The organism is Thermovibrio ammonificans HB-1 (assembly GCF_000185805.1).
Classification (GTDB): Bacteria; Aquificota; Aquificia; order Desulfurobacteriales; family Desulfurobacteriaceae; genus Thermovibrio; species Thermovibrio ammonificans.
This window is the reverse complement of the sequence record NC_014926.1, coordinates 20,094-36,728: the sequence shown is the minus strand read 5'-3', so window position 1 is coordinate 36,728 and position 16,635 is coordinate 20,094. Positions and strand designations below refer to the sequence as shown.

Sequence of the window (16,635 nt, the reverse complement as noted above, 5' to 3'; positions counted from 1 at the left end):
CCTACTCCACTTGACTGCTACCTCATTTTGTCCTATACTATCCATAAGCCCACTACGAAACACGCTACAAACCAGCTACGGGGTAGAGATAATGATAGCAAAAACCTCCACACGGCGATATTTCGGCAAGAACAAGGCCAAGAGGATTAAGAGAATAATTCTCCAGAAATACCCCACTCTGAAGGCCCTTGCACAGGAGCTTGAAGTCAACCCCAATACCCTCCGTGGAGTTGTTAACGGAACCGTTTTTTCCCGCCGTATAGCCCGCCTCATTGAGGAAAGGGTTGGCGAAAAACTTTTCCCCTATACCCAAGCCGGAGGTGAGAAATGAAAAAGCAGTTATCGGAGCTCACTATTGAGGAGCTCCAGCAGGAGTGCCTCAAGAGGGGCCTCGTGGCAATACCTGTTGAAGCCCTCTACCTCATGGCTGTTATTCCTCCTGAGAAGCGCGACCTGAATGAGTTGCCCTATCCCCTTCGGATTCTTCCAGGCATTCCAGAACCGTTTGGTGGAGAGCAGAAATGAAAGAAAACAGGTTATTCCTCAACCTTTTCTGGTATTCCTCGTATGAAAGAGTCTTTGGTTTCACTACGGCAACCAGGTCTTTAAGTAAGCCTCCTTCTTGGAGAAGCCTCAGTGTTTCAACTGTAAGTTCCATCGCTTTTACCCTTTTGTCCATGTTCCACCTCCAAGCTGTTTTCCTCCCTGCCTCAATTCTACAACGGGGTGGGGAGGCCCTCAATCTTTGTGCAGGTTTGTTTTGAGCAATCAAAAAACCAAGTTGGGAGGAGATAGGATGAGCAGAGCAAGAGCCAAGGTAGTTGAGAGGGTTCTTCCCTACGAATCAATGAGTGTTAAGGAGGTTTTAAACACGGCAAGAGGCGTCAGTGGAAGGACTTATTCGGAAATCGCTGATGAGATGGGAATAGGTACAGAGACAGTAAGGCGATACCACTCAGACCCTGATTATAACCCGCCGCTGCCGAGGGTTCCAGAGCTTAACAGGGCATACGGAAACGACATTCTTATTCAGTGGCTTGCCCGCAAGTGCGGTGGAGTTTTCATAAAGACCAACGAGGTTCGCTCCCCTGCAGAACTCCAGAAGGAAATTGCTTTCCTTGCAAAAGAGTTTTCTGACGTTTTAAGGGTTCACGCCGACGCGATTAAAGACAACGAGCTTACAAAAGAGGAACTTGAAAAGCTACACAAGGAAGCAGAGGAGCTCCTAATCAAGTGCGCCGAAGTGGTCTTTGCAGTTAAGAAGGCAATTCAAGGAAACAGGGAGGGCGAGTAATGGAGAGGCTTGTGGAGCTCTCCCTCATCGTTATTGCTGCGTCAGCCTTGGCCTTTGCCTGCGGTTACTTCGTTGCCCTTTTAGTCGCGTCAGCGGCTGAGCTCTTTGAAGAATTTAAGCAAGTCCGCAAAGCTCCACGCAAAGTAAAGGAGGAAAAGGAAAGCGAAGTAGATACTTCCAATGAGGACAGCAAGGTTAAGGAAGTCAACGGCTCTACTGACGTCAACTCCGTAGCGCTTCTTGATAAGCCCAAGAAGAAAAAGGGCAAAAAGAGAGCAGAAGTAGAGAACAAGGAAGGTTAGAAGACTGGCTGGTTTAACGAACTTTACAAGCTCAATAAACTCCACGACTTACCGGAGGTGGTTATGAAAAAGTTTAGCACCTTTGACCACTACCTGCAAGAGGCTCTCAGGGAGCTTGATAAGCCCTGTGAGGAGTTTGATGAACAAAAGTGCCAAAGGCTCCTTGAGCGCTACTGCAGTGCCTTAGTTAGTAGCCAGAAGCCAAGGGAGAACAGCAGGAAAGAGACTGAAGACCAGAAGCCACTTTAAAGCCCTTTCAACTTCAAGAGAGTAGGGGAGAGAGATGGAAAAGAGGAATTCAGCAAAAGGAACCTTTAAACGGGTGAAGAGCCTGATGATTTCCATTCTTATAGCGGTAGTCCTGTTCCCCGGCTTTACCCTTTTGCTGTCGGGAGCAATCCTTCTGTCTCTCTCCCTAAAACTTCTGGAGCTCTTAGGAATAGAAATTAGCTCCTTTGGCCTACGGGTCCTGTGGCATAACCTCGTCTTTTTCAAGAGTGAAGTTCCTCCGAACTACAAAGAGGTTCCCGAGGAGGTTCACTAATGAATGTTCCCGGTAAGGAATTGAAACTGTTCACTGTGGTAATTGACGAAAAAAGCGGCCTAACGATTGAAGTAGAGGGGAATACTCTTGAAAAAGCCCTTGCTGAAGCTCTTGAAAAGTTAACTGGCATTAAGACTACTGTGGTGGAGGATTAGCCGTGCTTGGCATAGCCGCTGAGTTTCCCCCGTTTCTCCCTCCTTCCCATCGCGGCGATGGCGGGCCTTCGGGCCTGCCCCTTTTTCAAAAACAAACCAAGGAGGTTGTTATGTGGCTGGAGCTTAACGGAGTGCTCATCAATCTTGACAACGTAAAACACATTGAAAGGAGCGGTCGTCTTGTCGTCTTCCACTACCGGGGCGACAACACCCCGCTTACGGTTTCCTTTGAGTCTGAAGCCGTAGCTCAGGGGTGGCTTGAAGCGTTTGCCCTTTTGAACAAGGGGCAGAAAAATCTCATCAGCGTAAAGGCTTTAGACCTTAATTAACGGAGGTGGCTCATGACAAAATACGAGCTCGTAAACGAACTAAGACAAAGGGTTTCAAGGAAACTGGGTAAGCAGGTTAGGAAGGAGCTCATTGAAACAACTGTTGAAGAACTCCTTGATTTGATTGTGTTCAAAGTCTTCGGGGGCGAAGAAGTAAAGATAAGGGGGTTCGGCAAGTTTTACCTAAAAGAAGCTTCCCCGAGGAGGGCCAGGAACCCGAAAACTGGAGAAGTTGTCAATGTTCCGCCAAGAAAGGTCTTTGCATTCAAACCCAGTAAAGACATCAGGTTCGTGGAGGTTAAGTGATGGAGGGTAAAACTGCAACCGTTGAGCAGGTGAGGATAAAGGTAGCTCAGGAGCTTGCTAAGAGGTGGCTTGACCCCAATCAGATTAAGGGGTGGCTGAAAGGATACAAGGGAATTCCACAGGAAGCTCAGGAAGAACTTTCACAGGTAATTCAGGCTCTTTACGCTGAATACGGCCTGAGGCCTGATTTGGGCCACATCGTAATTCTCGGCGACCGCCCGTACGTGACCAGAGAAGGACTCCTTTACTACGCCCACAGAACTGGGAAGCTAACCGGAATAAGCGTTGAGCTTGTGGAGAAAGGCAAGGGCTTCTGCATCGTTAAGGCCACGGTGATTACTGAAGGCGACAAGAGGTTTGAAGCCTTTGGGGACGCAAGCGTAGAAAACACCAACAGAATGGTAAGCCCCCACTTAATAAGGATGGCTGAGACAAGGGCCATAAACAGGGCCCTGAGGGAGGCGTTTCCAATTGGCCTGTGTAGTTACGAGGAGCTGAGCGAAGAAGACGTTAAGGGAGCTCCCCAGAAGGAGGCAGCCGTAAACGGCTGGAGCGAAAGAGGAATAACTCAAAAACAGCTCTCCCTTGTCTGGAAGCTGGCTCAAGAGGTCTGGCCTGACAAAAGCAAAGAGGAGGTGAGGGAGCTCCTTCACAAGCTGATGGAAGAGAACTACGGAAAGAGCTCCTCAAAGGAGCTAACAGCTAAAGAGGCAAGCGACCTGATTGACACTCTGAAAGCGGCTAAAGAGGCAGGGGTTTAGGAGGCCTAAATGGCAGACAAGGCGTTTGTTAACGAGGCAATTTTAAGGATACTGACGACCCTGTACGAAGCCTTCCCTAAACCGATAGACCTTAACCCCAAGACTCTTGACCCGGACGCTGGAGCTGAAGAAAGGGAGATTTACTACGAGCTGATTATCTGGCTGAGGGACGAGGGCTTTATCCGTTGCGGAAGCCCTACCCTCAGCGGTGTTTTCAGAAGGGCAGTCTTAACCCTTAAAGGTTTTGCCGTCCTGAACGCCATTCCCGAAGCTCTTGGAGAGAGAAAGAGCTTTGGAGACTACTTTAAGGAGCTCTTAAAAGAGGGTTCAGTAAACGCAATCAATCAGGCGGTAAGCCTTTTCTTGAGCTACCTGATTAACAAGTAAGGGAGGGATTAAGATGATTAGTAAAAACGAGAGAGTTCTTGAAATTCAGGAAAAGTCTCTTGAGTTAGCTAAGAAAATCTTCACTCAGGTAGAAGCCTTTTGCAGAGAAAACCCAGAAATAACTCCTGAACGGTTTATGGAGTTTCTCCAGAGCATCTTTTATGTATACAAAGAATGCAAAAGGCTGGAGCGAGGGGACCTTGATTCTGTATCCAATCATCTTCTACTAACAGCCTCTGACCTATTGAGAGCTTTAGTTCAGGATGGCTTTGCTCTTGAAGCTATTCTCGGCACTTCTCCGGATAAAACTCCCATAGGTTCTCAAGGAGGAAATCAATGAAGCCTCTAATTGACCTAAGAAGCTCCTCCCACAAAAGCTGGGGCCCCTCAAAGGAACTCGGAACCACTATTGGCTCTGTCTCATACTCCAGCTTCTCCTCGGGAAACGAGATTTTAAGTTTGAGAGCAGGCGTTTTGCCCTCAAGTTTTTCCACTTCTGCCGTAAAAGAAGCCTTTTCCTTCAAATTGCTTAAAAGAGAAACTACCTCCAGTTCACCTGTATACCTCTGGGTTTCCATTAAGTGCTTGGTGAACGTTTCACAAAACTTCTCTACGGCAAGTCTAAAAGCTTTTAGCTCTTGCTCCTTAGCAGGTAAAAGCTGGACAAGTGGAAAATTCATGGCAGTCCCCCATCATTGGTTTATTTCCCCCGCTCCAGCCTTTTTAAATCTTATCACCAGGAGGCTTAACAATGGTTAACGAAAAGTTATTGCTGAAGAACTACAACCCAAAGCTTTTTAGAAGGTTAAAGGAGCTTGGCTGTGAGTTTGAAGATGTAGCCCTCGTTGACCCAGCAGAAATTGTGGTTGACCAGGGAATCTACCCCCGCTCCTCTACCGATACCGACAGGGTTGAGATGTATAAGGAAGACCTCCTCAAGGGCGACCAGTTCCCGCCGCTGATAGTCACCAAAAAGGAAGGCAAGCTCCTTTTGGTTGACGGAAACCACCGCTATTTTGCCCACCTTAAGGCCGGCGTGAAAGTTCCGGCTGAAATCTGGAGAATACCGGGCCACGAAATTCGCTACGTTGCGACCATCTGCAACGTTTTAGGCAGGGGCAGGGCCGGTAAAGACCTAACGGGCTCAGAGAAAAAGAGGGGAATTATCTACGCCTTCAGCGAGGGGATTAACACCGTTATGCAAAAGCTCGCCGAAGACTTTGAAACGACAGTTTCTTACGTGCGAAAGGTTCTGAGCCAGGCCGGCCTCATAAGGGACCGCAAAGAGGAGATGAAAAAGAGGGCGAGGGAGCTTAAAGAGCAGGGATTGAGCTCTCGCCAGATAGCCGAAAGGCTTTCGGAAGAGTTTGGAGAAAGGATTCCAGATGCTACTGTTAGAACCTGGCTGTTGAAAAATTACCCGGGTAAGAATTCAACACTTGAATCCACCATTGGGGAATCCGTTACCCAGGTAAGAAATTCCCCAACCGACACCCCCACCGTCCGCTCCACTCTTGACGACCCCGAAAGGCTAATTCAGGAGGAGGAAGAAGAACTTTTAGCAGTTGACGCAGTAGCAGAGGAGGCCGACGGGGAGCTATCTCTCAAGGAAAAAGTTGAAGAAGCCAAAAGGCTCGTTAGAGAAGAAGGGCTGGTTCCCGCAGAGGCTTACGAGAAAGCAGGTCTTCCAGAAGACTGGGAGAGAAAAGACGAAGTAATTATGGAGTTAGCGGAGCTCTTTTACGGAAAAACCACAATAGGGCGTTTAAAGGCCCAAGAAGCCTCTGCCGCCATCAGGAAAGAGCAGAATGGACAAAAACAACCCAAGCTCAAGAGTAAGGAAGACATCTACAAAGAAGTTCTTGACACTATTAACGTTCAGCTTGCCCGCTGGGAGTCTATTGCCGGCAGAGAGGCCGTAATAGAGCTCCTTGAAACCCTCCTCCAGCAATGGAAAGACGGCTCCTACACCAAGGACCCTTTTTACCGCCGCGGCCGTGCAGTCTATGAGGTTGAGTACAGGAGGTAAAAGTTGAAAGGAGAGGCCAGAAAAGTGAAGCTCCTGAGGGAAGAGGGCTACTCCTACAGGCAGATAGCGAAAATTCTAAACCTTCCCCTATCAACAGTTTACAGACTCTCCAAGCAGTCAGAGAAGAGAGGTAAGAAAAGGGGAGGGAAACTAACAGAATACCTTAGGGCCATTCAGGAAAACAGAGAGCTTCGCGACAGGCTCGTGGAGCTCCTGCTCTTTACCAGCGAAGAGAAAGGAACCAAGCGCCCTCTTCCCTACTCCAAAATCTGGAAGGAGATGGAGCTTCACCTTCAGGCGGCAGGCCTCTCCTTTGGCTACCACAGGTTTTTACAGGTTCTCAAAGCCTTTATAAAGGCCGAATTTGGGGGCCAGGCAGAGCTTGAGAAGCTCCGCCGCCCCAAAGAGGCCCACAGGTTCAGGGTCAGCAGAGGAGCGGTTATCAGGGAGCCGGAGCTCCTTGAAATTGACGCAACAGGCTACACCTATAGGGGCGTTCAGTACTCAATGCTGTTTGCCTACGACGCCTATACCGGCTTTCTCTTCATGCCCCTCGTCGTTGAGAACAGGGAAAAGGGAGCAACCTGGTACAACAGGGCCTTTTCCTCTTACGACGTTGCTCTATACCTCTCTGAGCTGTTTGCCCGGTTCGGGGTTCCAAAGGCCGTTCGCTGTGATAACGAAAAAATACTTAAAAGCGACCTCATTAAGAGGGGATTTGAGAAGCTCGGAATAGAGCTAAAGAATACCCGCCCCTATAACCCAAACCACAAGGTCATAGAGAGGGCTTTTCGCTCGCTAAAGGAGGAGCTCCGCCTACACGCCGCCCTCAATAAAGAGGCAGACTTTATAGAGCTCCTTGAGGGGGCAGTAGAGGCTTACAACCGCTCCCTTCACAACTTCCAGCACCTCTGTGAACCTGTAATTCCCCACGAGGTCTTTACCGGATACTCAAAGAAACTGCCGGAGCTACTTGTCAGAAACGCCTTTACCCTCTTAGAGGAGAGAACCGTTAGGGACAACCTTATTCAGATAGAGGGAAGGATTTACAGAATGGTTTCTCCCCTGGGGGTAAAGAGGAAGAAAGTTCTCGTTGAGATTTCTCTATCTCAGGCGCAAGAGGTTAGCGTCTACGACGCTTCAACCGGAGAGCTGGTGGGAATAGCCCGCCTTGAAGGGAAGCCCATTGAGGTTTCAACCGTAGAGGTTAAAGAGGAAAAACGCCAAAAGGCAAAGCTCAAAAGGAGAGAAAAGAAGCTCCAGCAGGAGCTTTCAGAAATTAAGAGAGAGCAGTCGCCTATTGAGCTTGAAGACCTTGACTCAATCTCCCTTGAGGAAATCCCGGTTCAGCCCACCAAAGAAGAGCAGGTGAGCCAGAACGACGGCTGGCTCACCTTAGAAGACCTGTAAACGGAGGTGAGTTATGAAGATACACGTTCAAACTGCGATTGAAAAGGCAGTTCAAAATTTACTGCAGTTCTATCACGAAAGGCAAGAGGCCCTGCACGGGGCACTCTGGGGCGAGTGGATGGCAGGAAAGACAAAGAGCGCCCTCCGTGTGGCCTCAAAGAACCCGAAAGTGAAGTACATGAAGTTCCCGGAAAGGAGGATAACCGAAACCCAGTTTGTTTCCCAGATAGTCCTCTCCCTGAAAGTGGGCCCAAAGAGGAGCTTCGTTGAAAACCTTGACCTAATAAAGGAGTGGATAACCCACAGGAACGAAACCTACGTCCTGATAATTGACGAAGCCCAGAGGCTCTTTGAAAAGCCCAGGTTCCTCTCAATCCTCAAAGACATTGTAGAGGAGATAGAAGTCTACTACCCTGCCGGCCTTCTTCTACTCTTCCTGGGCGACAGGAAACTCTCCCGGTTCCTTACAAACGAATACCATTCCCTCGTCAAGAGGATAATAATCAGAAAGGCCCTAAGCCCAATAGCCAAAGAGACTGTTGTCTCACTCCTTTCAAAACACTCATTTGAGCCTGAAGCCGCAGACCAGATTACCGCTCTTTTAAAAAGCGAAGGAATAACTACAGGCGAGCTTGACGTTGCCCTTCACCTTGCAAGAAAGAAAGGCCTTAAAGAGATAACGCCTCAAAGCCTTGAAAAGTTCCTTAAAGCCGCCGTCGGAGGGATAAGATGAGGGCCTCTGACATTGCTATTGCGATGGACAAGCTAAAGGTATTCCAGATAAACGAACTGGTTGACCACCTAATGGAAGAATGGGGCTTCCTTGGAAGAAGCACCGTAAAAACCAAAGTGGAATCAACTGTTTACAGCTGGCTTAAGTACAAGACCTTAGTCAGGGTAAACAAGGAGCCCCCTATATTCGCTCTTCCTGACTATGCAGACCGCTGGAGGGAGCTCTACGGCAGGGAAAAGAGGTGCCCAGTTTGCGGAAAGACATTCTACAGCAGGCGAGGTAGTCAAGACAAATACTGCTCCCGCAAGTGCTACGAAAAGGCGAAGGCAAAAAGGAGAAGGGCCGACACGAGAAGGAGGGTAAGGAAATACCTCCAGTCGGCCGACCAGGCCGCAGTCAATAAGGGGAAACCCTGGACAAAAGAGGAAGTCAGGAAACTCGTGGAGCTCCGAAAGGAGGGCAAAACACTAAGGGAAATCGCCCTGCTCCTTGGAAGAACTGTTTACGCCGTTAGATGGAAAGCCAAAACCCTCAAGGAGGTTAGCAATGCGCACTGACACTGTAATAAAGAGGCTTCGGCTTGCGATGGAGCACATTGCGGCCGGTAATGTGATGGCGGCTTTTAAGGTTATACAGGATACAGAGAGAAGCCTTAGAGAAGACCTTGAGAGGAAGAAAAGCAAAAGCAGGGAGCCCGAGGTTAGGGAGCTAATAGCCTGGTACAGAGAACTCTGGAACAACGAACCACCGGAGCTCCTCAGATTTAGCGACCCGTGGAAGGTCATAGCGAGACACTTTAAGGACCTCATCAAGATTTACCGCAACAACAACCTTGACACCGATACCCTTCGCTATGAGTACGAGGCTTTCAAGGACGCCAACCCAAAGCTAATAGGATGGAAGAAGAAATTACTCGGCGACAGAGGGATTGTTCAATTCCGCTACGTCCTCCCCAGATGGAAGGGCGACACATCCGGGAAAAAGTGGACTACAGAAGAGAACGAAAGGGGTTTGGACCACTACCTCCAAAAGATTGACGAACCCGGATTTTGAGGTGAGCCGTGCAGGTTGCTACGCTTGAAGCTCTTAAAAAGCAATACCCTGAATGTTCAATCATAGAGCAGGATAACCTGTACTTTGTACTTACAGAGGGGAGAGCACTCAAGTTCCTCAAACCCCGTCGCAAGGAGCAAATCAAGGAAATTCTCCTTGAGGGAAACTTCCCTAAAAGATATATAGACAGGGTTCTCGGTAGCGAAAAGAAGAAAACAGAAGCCCTGCAGGTAGCTCTTTCAGCCCCAAAAGGCCTATTCCTGATAGGCTCGGCAGGGGTGGGGAAAACTTACGCCTGCGTCTACAAAATCGCCTATCTCCTCAAGAACCTCAAAGTAAACCGTCCGCTCTACCTTCCCCTCCAGAACATTAAAGACGTCTTTGAAACAAAGAAAGCCCTCTGGGATTACGACTCCTTCCTCCTTGACGACTTGAACCCCAACCTTGGAGAGTGGGAGAGGAAACTGGTAATAGAGGTCATCTACCACGCCTACAACGAGGAAAAGCTTCTATTCATAACCTCCAACGCCTCATTCAAGGCCATTGCCCACTTCCTCAAAGAAGAGCCAGTTGTTTCAAGGCTCCTTGAAATCTGCGACGTGAAAACAGTTAAAGGAGAAGATTTGAGGCTCGCCACAGTTAACAGAACATGAAAATTGCACGGAGCATAATGGGGATATGGGGTTCAACGTGCTACAAGAGAGGAAATACACAGTCAAAGAGGTAGCTAAGATACTCAGGTGCTCTCCCTCACAGGTCCGGTTCCTCCTTGCCACCGGCCACCTGAGGGGGTTCAAAATAAAAAAGAAAAACAGTAAGGGGAGCTGGAGGATTTACGAGAGCTCGGTAATTGAGTATCTCATAGAGAGTGACAACTTCGTTGAGATATTTAACCTTAAAGATTTCTCCCACCTTGAGGAGAAGGCTATTCTTCAAAAGCTAAAGAGCAAGCTCTTCAGACTTGCCAGTCAGTCTTAATCGCCACAGTGAACAGCTCTCAAACCCTCCCGGCTGTAAGCTAAAACAAACCTACCGGGAGGTTAACCATGCCAGAAGATAAGCCTACTCCGGCACCTTCATTTGACCCCACCACTCTGGGTTTCAGCTCCATAGATGAGCTAAAAGCTTTTGTTGAGGCCCAGAGGAAGAAAGAGGGGGACTTTACGAAAATCCTTGAGGCCAAGGAGAGAGAGTTTCAGAAGAAGCTTGAGGCCTACGAAAAGAGACTAAAGGAACTCCAAGCACAGCTTCAGGAGAGAGAGCAGGCGCTTCAGCAGAAAGAGGCCGAGCTGAAGAACCTCGTCGTCACAAACACCCTGACGAAACTTGCCGCCGAGAAAGGAGTTCTTGACCCTGAAGTATTCCTTGCAATCGTCTCCGGAAAGGCCGAGCTAACCGAAGACGGCAAAGTCGTAATTGAGGGTAAGGACCCGGCAGAGTTCATAGAGAGCCTGAAAGAAAGCAAGCCTTTCCTCTTTAAGGCAAGCGAGAAAGAAGGCTCAGGAGCAACAAATCAGTCTTCTCCGCCTGCCTCAAAGAAAGAGGAGCTCCTTAAAGCTTACGAGGAGGCCAAAAAGGCCGGCGACATTGAAAAAGCCTTGGCTTTAAAAGGAGAGCTTGCCAAACTTGAACAGAGCGAAGGAGGTGAATAATGCTTGGCTCATACGACCTTAAAAACGTCGTTAGAGACTTAACCGACGAACTTTCAATGATTGTCCAGAGGCAACCTACTCTTATCTCTTTAATTCCCCACGCCGCTCCGCCCCAGTACGCCAAATCTCCCACCCACGAATGGCTTGAAGACATAGTTTCCCCGGAAGTTGACACCCTTACGGCCGACCTTGACGCTTCCTCAACCTCAATGAGCGTTGCAGACGGAACCAAGTTCCAGCCCGGAATGGTCCTTACGTTTGAAGGCTCAGATGAGCTTGTCAAAGTTACGGCCGTTTCAGGAAATACCCTCACAGTCGCAAGGGGCTACGGCGGAACCACGGCAGAAGCTCACAACGCCAACACGGAAGTAAAAATCATTGCCCGTCCGAGGGACGAGGGGACCCTTCCCGGGGACGACAACCCCGGAGCTCTCCCCGGAACCGAGTGGAACCAGACCCAGATTTTTGACATCACGGTCAAAGTAACGAGAACGGCCCAGAACACCGCCCAGTACGGAATAGATAACCTCATCAACCACAGGGTAAATCAGGGGCTTCAAGTTATCTCCCGCAGGATGAACAACGCCGTTATCTACGGCCGCAGGATAAAGAGAGTTGAGGGAGTAGAGCCCGGAATGATGGGCGGTATCCTCTACTTCCTCAAACAACCCGGCGGAAACGTCGTAAACGCCGCAGGCAACGACCTAACTCAGACCCTCCTAAACGACACGATTGAGAAAATCGTTCAGGACGGCGGCTCTCCCAACGTCCTCGTGTGTAACACCACTCAGGCAAGGAAAATTTCTGCTTTCAACGCCAACAACATCATCGTCCAGAGGGAAGACCAGACTGCCGGAAACTTCGTCGCCAGGTTCGTTGCAGACCTCCCGGCAGGAGTGATAACCACCATCGTAGTTGACACAAACTTCCCCAAAGACAAAATCGCAATCCTTGACACGAGCCGCCTGCGCCTCGTCCCACTCAGAGGCTCTACCATCAGAGACTTTGACGCAACACCAAACGGTGCCGACTTCATAGCCCGCAGAATTCTCGGCGAGTACACACTTGAGGTCAGGAACGCCAAGCAGGCCCACGGACTACTTGAAGGGCTCGCTTACTAAAGGAGGAGACCATGAAGTTTAAGGGGATGCCGGGACTGGTAGTAAACGACGGAAAGAACAAGGTTGAATTTCCATACAGCGGCATACTGGAGCTCAAGGGAAAAGAGGCCAAGTGGCTGAAAGGTCTGATTGACAGCGGCAAACTCAAGGGCGTTAAAGTCCTTGAGGAGGAAAAACCGGAGGAGCCACAGACAGAGGAGAAGGGTGGTAAGGGTTAAGGTAGAAGCCCAGAACCTTGACTGGCTCCTTAACGCGGCGGCTGGAAAGAGAGCACTTTCAGAGGGGCTGGGCGCTTTTGCGCTCAGCCTCTTTCGCTCTATTCACAGAGTCATAGACGAAGGAAAGGCCTTTACCCCCAGAACCGGACACCTCCAGCAGTCAATCCGTCCGGACTTCACGCAACTAAGTAAAGGCAAAGCCGAAATAGTAGCTGAGGCTTCTTACGCTCCCTTTGTAGAGTTTGGAACGAGACCACACCTGATAAGGCCCAGAAAGCGGCAGTCCCTTCGCTGGGCAACCGATGAGGGATATGTCTTTGCAAAACTCGTTCGCCACCCGGGTAGTAAACCCTATCCCTTTTTCAGAACGGCAATTAAAGAGGGCCTTGAGGAGGCTAAGAAAGAGTTTGTTCAGGCATTCTTAAAAGCTCTAAGGAGAGAGTAATGGCCAAGTACTGCGAGCTCTCAGACTTTCAGGATAGCTTAATTACTGGAAATATTACAGACGAAACCCTCTCAAAAGCAGACGCTTACGTTGACTCCCTTTTAAGCCAGATAGGCGTTGACCCTACGGTCGTTAATCCTTCTGGCTACCCAATCCTCAAACAGCTTGCCGTTTACTTTGCAAGCTACCTGACGGCGCTGGAGCTCTCCTCTGGAGAAAACGACGTGTACCTGCAAAAAGCAAAGGCCTATAAAGAGCTCTACGAAAAACTTGAGAAAAGGCTCATTGAGTACGGCCTTAGAGTTCAGACAGAAGACGAAACCGAAACGCCGATAAAGCTAACGAGGGGATAATGAGAAAAGAAATTTTGGCGGAGCTCCAGAGCTTTCTTGAAAGCAAATTCCCCTCCCTTTACGTAGGCAGAGGCTACAGGAACCCCGCTCAGGTTTTATCAGCTAAAGAGCGAAGTCACGCAATTTCAATAGTTCCAGCATCAGACACTCAAAAAAGACTTAACACCAAAAAACAGATTACCTGGAAAATCCTCCTTATCGTCAGCCTCCGAGCAAATACCTCGGAAGAAGGAATAGACACGCTCGTTGAAACCCTTGAAGCAATTGAGAAAGCAGTTGACCAGACGAACCTTAATGGCCTTGTAATTGACGTAAACACAACTGGAAGCATTCTGAACCCGGAAGTTTCACACCCTTTCTATGAAGCGGCACTTGAAATAGAAGTTCTGTATAGGAGATAAAGATGGCCTTAACGGGAGAGAAGTTCCTAATAGACGCTTACACCGGAAAAGGCGGCTTTTTGGACGGAACCTACCTAATAGCCCACCCGAGGGAAAGTGATGAGAAGTTAGAGCGCCGCAAGAAACTTGCCGTCTATCCTAATTACGTTAAAAAAGTCGTTGACTCCTACCTCTCACACCTCTTTAAAAAGTCCCCTATCCGCTCAATAGAAACTCAGGAATATCAGGAATTCATTCAGGACGTTGACAGGCAGGGAACCTACATAGACGACTTTATGAGAAGGGCCTTTAAGCTCTCAATGATTACTGGCGTGGTCTACATCATCGTTGACAAACCCCCGGGGAAGGCAACGACAAAGCTTGAAGAAAAGCAGTTAAACCTTCGGCCCTACCTTGCCCTCAGAACCCGCTCACAGCTGTATAGCTATACCCTTGACGAGTACGGCAGGCTCTCCTCTATAACCTTTAGAGAAACCCAGCCTGACAACACAATCATTTACCGCTACTTTGACACCCAAAGGTGGGCAATCTATACAGACCCGGAGCTAAAAGAGATTGAAAGTCAGGGAGAGCACAAACTCGGCGTCGTCCCCGTAGTTCCTCTCCACTCTACAGACCCGCTGCTACCAAATGACCTGACGGCGACCCCGTGGATACTTGACATAGCAAACTTGAACTTTGACCTCTACAACGCCCTGTCGGAGCTCCGGGAGCTCTTTAGAAACCAGACATTCTCTATCTTTACAATTCCCGTTAAGGACAAAGCAGATGCTGAAAAACTCAAAGACCTGACGATTTCTACAGAGAACGCCATTCCTTACTCCCCCGAAGGGGGCGGAAAGCCCGATTTTATCGCCCCTCCCCCAGACCCCGTTCAGGCCTACATGCAGTACATAGAGAGCCTCGTGCAGCAGATTTACAGGCTTGCAAACCTTGAATTCACCGGTGGAGTTCAAAAGAGCGGAATAGCAAAAGAGTACGATTGGCTTGAGTTTAACAGAACCCTTACCTCTTTTGCCCTTCAATGCGAGCAGGCCGAGTACAAAATTGCAGAGCTTGTTTGCCGCTGGCAGGATACGGAATTCAAGGGCTACATTCAGTACCCCCGGGACTTCTCAATCAGGAACCTTGCAGAGGAGCTTGAAACCGCAATGAACGCCATTACCGCCCAAATACTGCCGCCGACAGGGGTAGTTGAACTAAGGAAGAAACTGACAAGAGACATGTTAGGAGAATTTGTAGATGACAAGCTTTTATCCAAGATGGACGAGGAGATAGAAAAAGAAGCTCAAGATTTCACCAATAGGTTAAATGAAGAGCTATGAATTACGAAGAGCTCATAAAAGCCACACGAAGGGAGCTCCTCAGAAAACTCCTGATTACTGAAAAAGAGGCTGACAGGCTTGCCGAGGAGATAGTTAAAAAATTTCAAAAGGAACTTGCTCCAGACCTTTCCAACCTTGACGAGCTGATAGACAAATACCTTGAAGATTACGCTAACTTCTTAGCTGACAAACTTTTTGAAAACCTGAAAGCGGCGGCTGAAATCGGCGTCCTCCCGGCCCTGAGCCTATCCACCATCACAGAAAGCCCAGACAAAACCAGCCTTGCCGCAAAAGTGGCCGAGGAGCTCCTCAACTTTCGCTACCCGGACGGCCTCAACCTATCTGAAAGGGTGTGGAACTGGAAAAGGGAGCTCCGGGAAGGGCTAAAGAGAACCCTCCTCAATCAGGCAAGGATAAGGGCATCTGCTCAAAAGATTGCCTACGAGCTCCAGTACACGATAGAGCAGATAGAGAAAGGCAAGTTCACTATTACCCTTGCAGAGGAGCAACTGCCGAAAATAGTTAAAAAGCTAAAGCAGACAGCTCTCCTGTCTGCGGCCAACGGCGGCGACCTGACAGAGTGGCGAAAAGTAGTCAAGCAGGCTGAAAAATACATAGAGAAGCTAACAGACAACATTCAATACGGCCTAAAACCAGCCTACAAAAAACTTTTAAAAGACCTTGAAAAGGCAATCGTTGAAAGGAGCGAAGAAGCTATAAACGAAGCGGTCAAATGGTGGCTCTACGACAAACAGCTCTACCGCCTTAAAGTCATAGCCAGAACCGAAATGAGCAACGCCTACCACCTCTCCGTAATAAAGTCCACAGAGAAAAACCCGGCCGTAGTAGGCTACCGCTGGACCCTCTCAAGGAGCCATAAAATCAGGGACATCTGCGACGACCTTGCCCATAAAGACCACTACGGCCTCGGCCCCGGCATTTTCCCAAAAGACAAAGTCCCGCGAATAAAAACCCTCGCCTCTCACCCTCAATGCCTGTGCTATCTTCTCCCTGTGAGAGCCGATGAGGTTAAGGGAATGGACAAAGTTAAGAGAACACAGATACAGGCAAAGATTATTTTCAGAGATTTTCAAACGTTGTTCTCTAATGTTAAAGACGATAAGGAACTCGTAGAGACATTCCGCTCAATATTTTCCAGTAATAAGGTTTACTGGTCACACTTACGTAAACATGCTATACCTTCAAAAGTTTTAAAGGAATTGGGCATCAATTCTTGGAAGGAAGCAATGAGAAAATCTAAAAAGCTCTTTCCTTATCAAGTAAACTATGCCGCACAATTCCTGGACACCTTGGGACATATGGAAAAACTGGCCTTGCAAGAGCTTCCCAATAGCTCCATAGCACGACTTATCATCTTCAGTTCTAAAAACCGTCTTGCTGTGATACTTGACGAAAGTGGCAAAGTTGCTTCTCTATTTGAACTTGATATATTTAGAAACTGGGGAGAGTGGAAGTCCAACCTTACAAGTAAAGGAGCTCTCCTCCTGGAGGTGCCGATAGATGAGGAGCTTAGAAAAACGTCTTCTGAAATACGAGAACGAAGTAAAAATCTTTTTGGAAGAAGCTGACTTTGAAAATCCTGCTCAACTCATAACGGATTTTGATGACCTAATCATGTTCCGCTATGGACTTCCTGGAAAAATAGTAGAAGAATTAGACAGAAAATACCTTCCTAAAATTTATGAAGCCATTACTTCCCGTTACCCGGAATTCAAAACTTATGTTTTAAACTCTTTTAAATCTGCTGGAGTTGACCTTTCTCTCTTCCAGAAAATTCCTGCCTAACCGCCACAGTA

The 16,635-nt window shown here is 48.5% G+C and carries 29 protein-coding genes; 28 read left to right on the top strand and 1 reads right to left on the bottom strand.

Translation table 11 applies throughout. From position 1 onward, the window contains the following. Window positions 1-91 precede the first annotated feature (91 nt). From THEAM_RS00220 to THEAM_RS09620, 12 genes are all read left to right on the top strand, one after another. Complete coding sequence (locus THEAM_RS00220; protein WP_013536807.1) at window positions 92-331, top strand: hypothetical protein; 240 nt, start codon at window positions 92-94, stop codon at window positions 329-331. Further along, entirely contained in the window at window positions 328-525 is a 198-nt protein-coding gene (locus THEAM_RS00215; protein WP_013536806.1) for a hypothetical protein, read from the top strand. The genes THEAM_RS00220 and THEAM_RS00215 overlap by 4 nt, the downstream gene beginning before the upstream one ends. A 220-nt stretch (window positions 526-745) precedes the next feature. Then, complete coding sequence (locus THEAM_RS09325) at window positions 746-1,294, top strand: RNA polymerase sigma factor sigma-70 region 4 domain-containing protein (protein WP_157629595.1); 549 nt, start codon at window positions 746-748, stop codon at window positions 1,292-1,294. Then, a complete protein-coding gene (locus tag THEAM_RS00205; protein WP_013536803.1) occupies window positions 1,294-1,596 on the top strand; it encodes a hypothetical protein in 303 nt (100 codons plus the stop codon). Before THEAM_RS09325 ends, THEAM_RS00205 begins: the two co-directional genes overlap by 1 nt. Before the next feature lie 63 nt (window positions 1,597-1,659). Further along, window positions 1,660-1,845 carry a hypothetical protein gene (locus THEAM_RS00200; protein ID WP_013536802.1) on the top strand — a complete coding sequence of 62 codons (186 nt, stop codon included), beginning with the start codon at window positions 1,660-1,662 and terminating at the stop codon, window positions 1,843-1,845. A 34-nt stretch (window positions 1,846-1,879) separates the two neighbouring features. Then, window positions 1,880-2,140: a hypothetical protein gene (locus tag THEAM_RS00195; RefSeq protein ID WP_013536801.1), complete on the top strand. Its 261-nt coding sequence runs from the start codon at window positions 1,880-1,882 to the stop codon at window positions 2,138-2,140. Further along, window positions 2,140-2,295 carry a hypothetical protein gene (locus THEAM_RS09625; protein WP_013536800.1) on the top strand — a complete coding sequence of 52 codons (156 nt, stop codon included), beginning with the start codon at window positions 2,140-2,142 and terminating at the stop codon, window positions 2,293-2,295. The genes THEAM_RS00195 and THEAM_RS09625 overlap by 1 nt, the downstream gene beginning before the upstream one ends. 110 nt (window positions 2,296-2,405) lie before the next feature. Beyond that, entirely contained in the window at window positions 2,406-2,624 is a 219-nt protein-coding gene (locus THEAM_RS00190) for a hypothetical protein (protein WP_013536799.1), read from the top strand. A gap of 12 nt (window positions 2,625-2,636) precedes the next feature. After that, a complete protein-coding gene (locus THEAM_RS00185) occupies window positions 2,637-2,930 on the top strand; it encodes an HU family DNA-binding protein (RefSeq protein ID WP_013536798.1) in 294 nt (97 codons plus the stop codon). After that, window positions 2,930-3,691: a hypothetical protein gene (locus THEAM_RS00180; protein ID WP_013536797.1), complete on the top strand. Its 762-nt coding sequence runs from the start codon at window positions 2,930-2,932 to the stop codon at window positions 3,689-3,691. Before THEAM_RS00185 ends, THEAM_RS00180 begins: the two co-directional genes overlap by 1 nt. A gap of 9 nt (window positions 3,692-3,700) precedes the next feature. Further along, window positions 3,701-4,078, top strand: a complete 378-nt coding sequence (locus THEAM_RS00175; RefSeq protein ID WP_013536796.1) for a hypothetical protein — start codon at window positions 3,701-3,703, stop codon at window positions 4,076-4,078. Between the two features lie 13 nt (window positions 4,079-4,091). Next, a complete protein-coding gene (locus THEAM_RS09620) occupies window positions 4,092-4,418 on the top strand; it encodes a hypothetical protein (RefSeq protein ID WP_013536795.1) in 327 nt (108 codons plus the stop codon). Here the strand turns inward: THEAM_RS09620 and THEAM_RS00170 are convergent. After that, on the bottom strand, window positions 4,360-4,758 hold the full coding sequence (locus THEAM_RS00170; RefSeq protein ID WP_013536794.1) for a hypothetical protein: 399 nt from the start codon (window positions 4,756-4,758) through the stop codon (window positions 4,360-4,362). The genes THEAM_RS09620 and THEAM_RS00170 overlap by 59 nt on opposite strands. 71 nt (window positions 4,759-4,829) lie before the next feature. Here THEAM_RS00170 and THEAM_RS00165 point away from each other — a divergent pair, with 71 nt between their 5' ends. The 16 genes from THEAM_RS00165 to THEAM_RS09615 all read left to right on the top strand — a co-directional run bounded on the left by THEAM_RS00165 (window position 4,830) and on the right by THEAM_RS09615 (window position 16,624). Continuing rightward, window positions 4,830-6,107: a ParB N-terminal domain-containing protein gene (locus tag THEAM_RS00165; protein ID WP_013536793.1), complete on the top strand. Its 1,278-nt coding sequence runs from the start codon at window positions 4,830-4,832 to the stop codon at window positions 6,105-6,107. Window positions 6,108-6,110: 3 nt separating this feature from the next. Next, entirely contained in the window at window positions 6,111-7,517 is a 1,407-nt protein-coding gene (locus THEAM_RS00160) for a helix-turn-helix domain-containing protein (protein ID WP_013536792.1), read from the top strand. 13 nt (window positions 7,518-7,530) lie between these two features. Then, window positions 7,531-8,250 (top strand): AAA family ATPase, encoded by a 720-nt coding sequence (locus THEAM_RS00155; protein WP_013536791.1) that lies wholly within the window; start codon window positions 7,531-7,533, stop codon window positions 8,248-8,250. Next, window positions 8,247-8,807 (top strand): hypothetical protein, encoded by a 561-nt coding sequence (locus tag THEAM_RS00150; RefSeq protein ID WP_013536790.1) that lies wholly within the window; start codon window positions 8,247-8,249, stop codon window positions 8,805-8,807. The genes THEAM_RS00155 and THEAM_RS00150 overlap by 4 nt, the downstream gene beginning before the upstream one ends. Then, entirely contained in the window at window positions 8,797-9,303 is a 507-nt protein-coding gene (locus tag THEAM_RS00145) for a hypothetical protein (RefSeq protein WP_013536789.1), read from the top strand. Before THEAM_RS00150 ends, THEAM_RS00145 begins: the two co-directional genes overlap by 11 nt. Before the next feature lie 8 nt (window positions 9,304-9,311). After that, window positions 9,312-9,956 carry a P-loop NTPase family protein gene (locus THEAM_RS00140; protein WP_013536788.1) on the top strand — a complete coding sequence of 215 codons (645 nt, stop codon included), beginning with the start codon at window positions 9,312-9,314 and terminating at the stop codon, window positions 9,954-9,956. Between the two features lie 25 nt (window positions 9,957-9,981). Next, window positions 9,982-10,281 carry a helix-turn-helix domain-containing protein gene (locus THEAM_RS00135; protein ID WP_013536787.1) on the top strand — a complete coding sequence of 100 codons (300 nt, stop codon included), beginning with the start codon at window positions 9,982-9,984 and terminating at the stop codon, window positions 10,279-10,281. A 68-nt stretch (window positions 10,282-10,349) separates the two neighbouring features. Further along, the gene (locus THEAM_RS09320) at window positions 10,350-10,955 is read left to right on the top strand and encodes an OmpH family outer membrane protein (protein WP_013536786.1); all 606 of its coding nucleotides are present in this window, start codon (window positions 10,350-10,352) and stop codon (window positions 10,953-10,955) included. Then, window positions 10,955-12,076: an SU10 major capsid protein gene (locus THEAM_RS00125; protein ID WP_013536785.1), complete on the top strand. Its 1,122-nt coding sequence runs from the start codon at window positions 10,955-10,957 to the stop codon at window positions 12,074-12,076. The genes THEAM_RS09320 and THEAM_RS00125 overlap by 1 nt, the downstream gene beginning before the upstream one ends. A gap of 11 nt (window positions 12,077-12,087) precedes the next feature. Continuing rightward, complete coding sequence (locus THEAM_RS00120; RefSeq protein WP_013536784.1) at window positions 12,088-12,294, top strand: hypothetical protein; 207 nt, start codon at window positions 12,088-12,090, stop codon at window positions 12,292-12,294. Further along, window positions 12,281-12,739 (top strand): HK97 gp10 family phage protein, encoded by a 459-nt coding sequence (locus THEAM_RS00115; protein ID WP_013536783.1) that lies wholly within the window; start codon window positions 12,281-12,283, stop codon window positions 12,737-12,739. Before THEAM_RS00120 ends, THEAM_RS00115 begins: the two co-directional genes overlap by 14 nt. Then, the gene (locus THEAM_RS00110) at window positions 12,739-13,092 is read left to right on the top strand and encodes a hypothetical protein (RefSeq protein ID WP_013536782.1); all 354 of its coding nucleotides are present in this window, start codon (window positions 12,739-12,741) and stop codon (window positions 13,090-13,092) included. The genes THEAM_RS00115 and THEAM_RS00110 overlap by 1 nt, the downstream gene beginning before the upstream one ends. Further along, window positions 13,092-13,493, top strand: coding sequence for a hypothetical protein (locus THEAM_RS00105; RefSeq protein ID WP_013536781.1), 402 nt, complete (start codon window positions 13,092-13,094; stop codon window positions 13,491-13,493). Before THEAM_RS00110 ends, THEAM_RS00105 begins: the two co-directional genes overlap by 1 nt. Window positions 13,494-13,495: 2 nt before the next feature. Next, window positions 13,496-14,818, top strand: a complete 1,323-nt coding sequence (locus THEAM_RS00100; RefSeq protein WP_013536780.1) for a phage portal protein — start codon at window positions 13,496-13,498, stop codon at window positions 14,816-14,818. Further along, window positions 14,815-16,407, top strand: coding sequence for a structural protein (locus THEAM_RS09315; protein ID WP_013536779.1), 1,593 nt, complete (start codon window positions 14,815-14,817; stop codon window positions 16,405-16,407). The genes THEAM_RS00100 and THEAM_RS09315 overlap by 4 nt, the downstream gene beginning before the upstream one ends. Further along, window positions 16,340-16,624: a hypothetical protein gene (locus THEAM_RS09615; RefSeq protein ID WP_157629594.1), complete on the top strand. Its 285-nt coding sequence runs from the start codon at window positions 16,340-16,342 to the stop codon at window positions 16,622-16,624. Before THEAM_RS09315 ends, THEAM_RS09615 begins: the two co-directional genes overlap by 68 nt. Window positions 16,625-16,635: the final 11 nt, after the last annotated feature.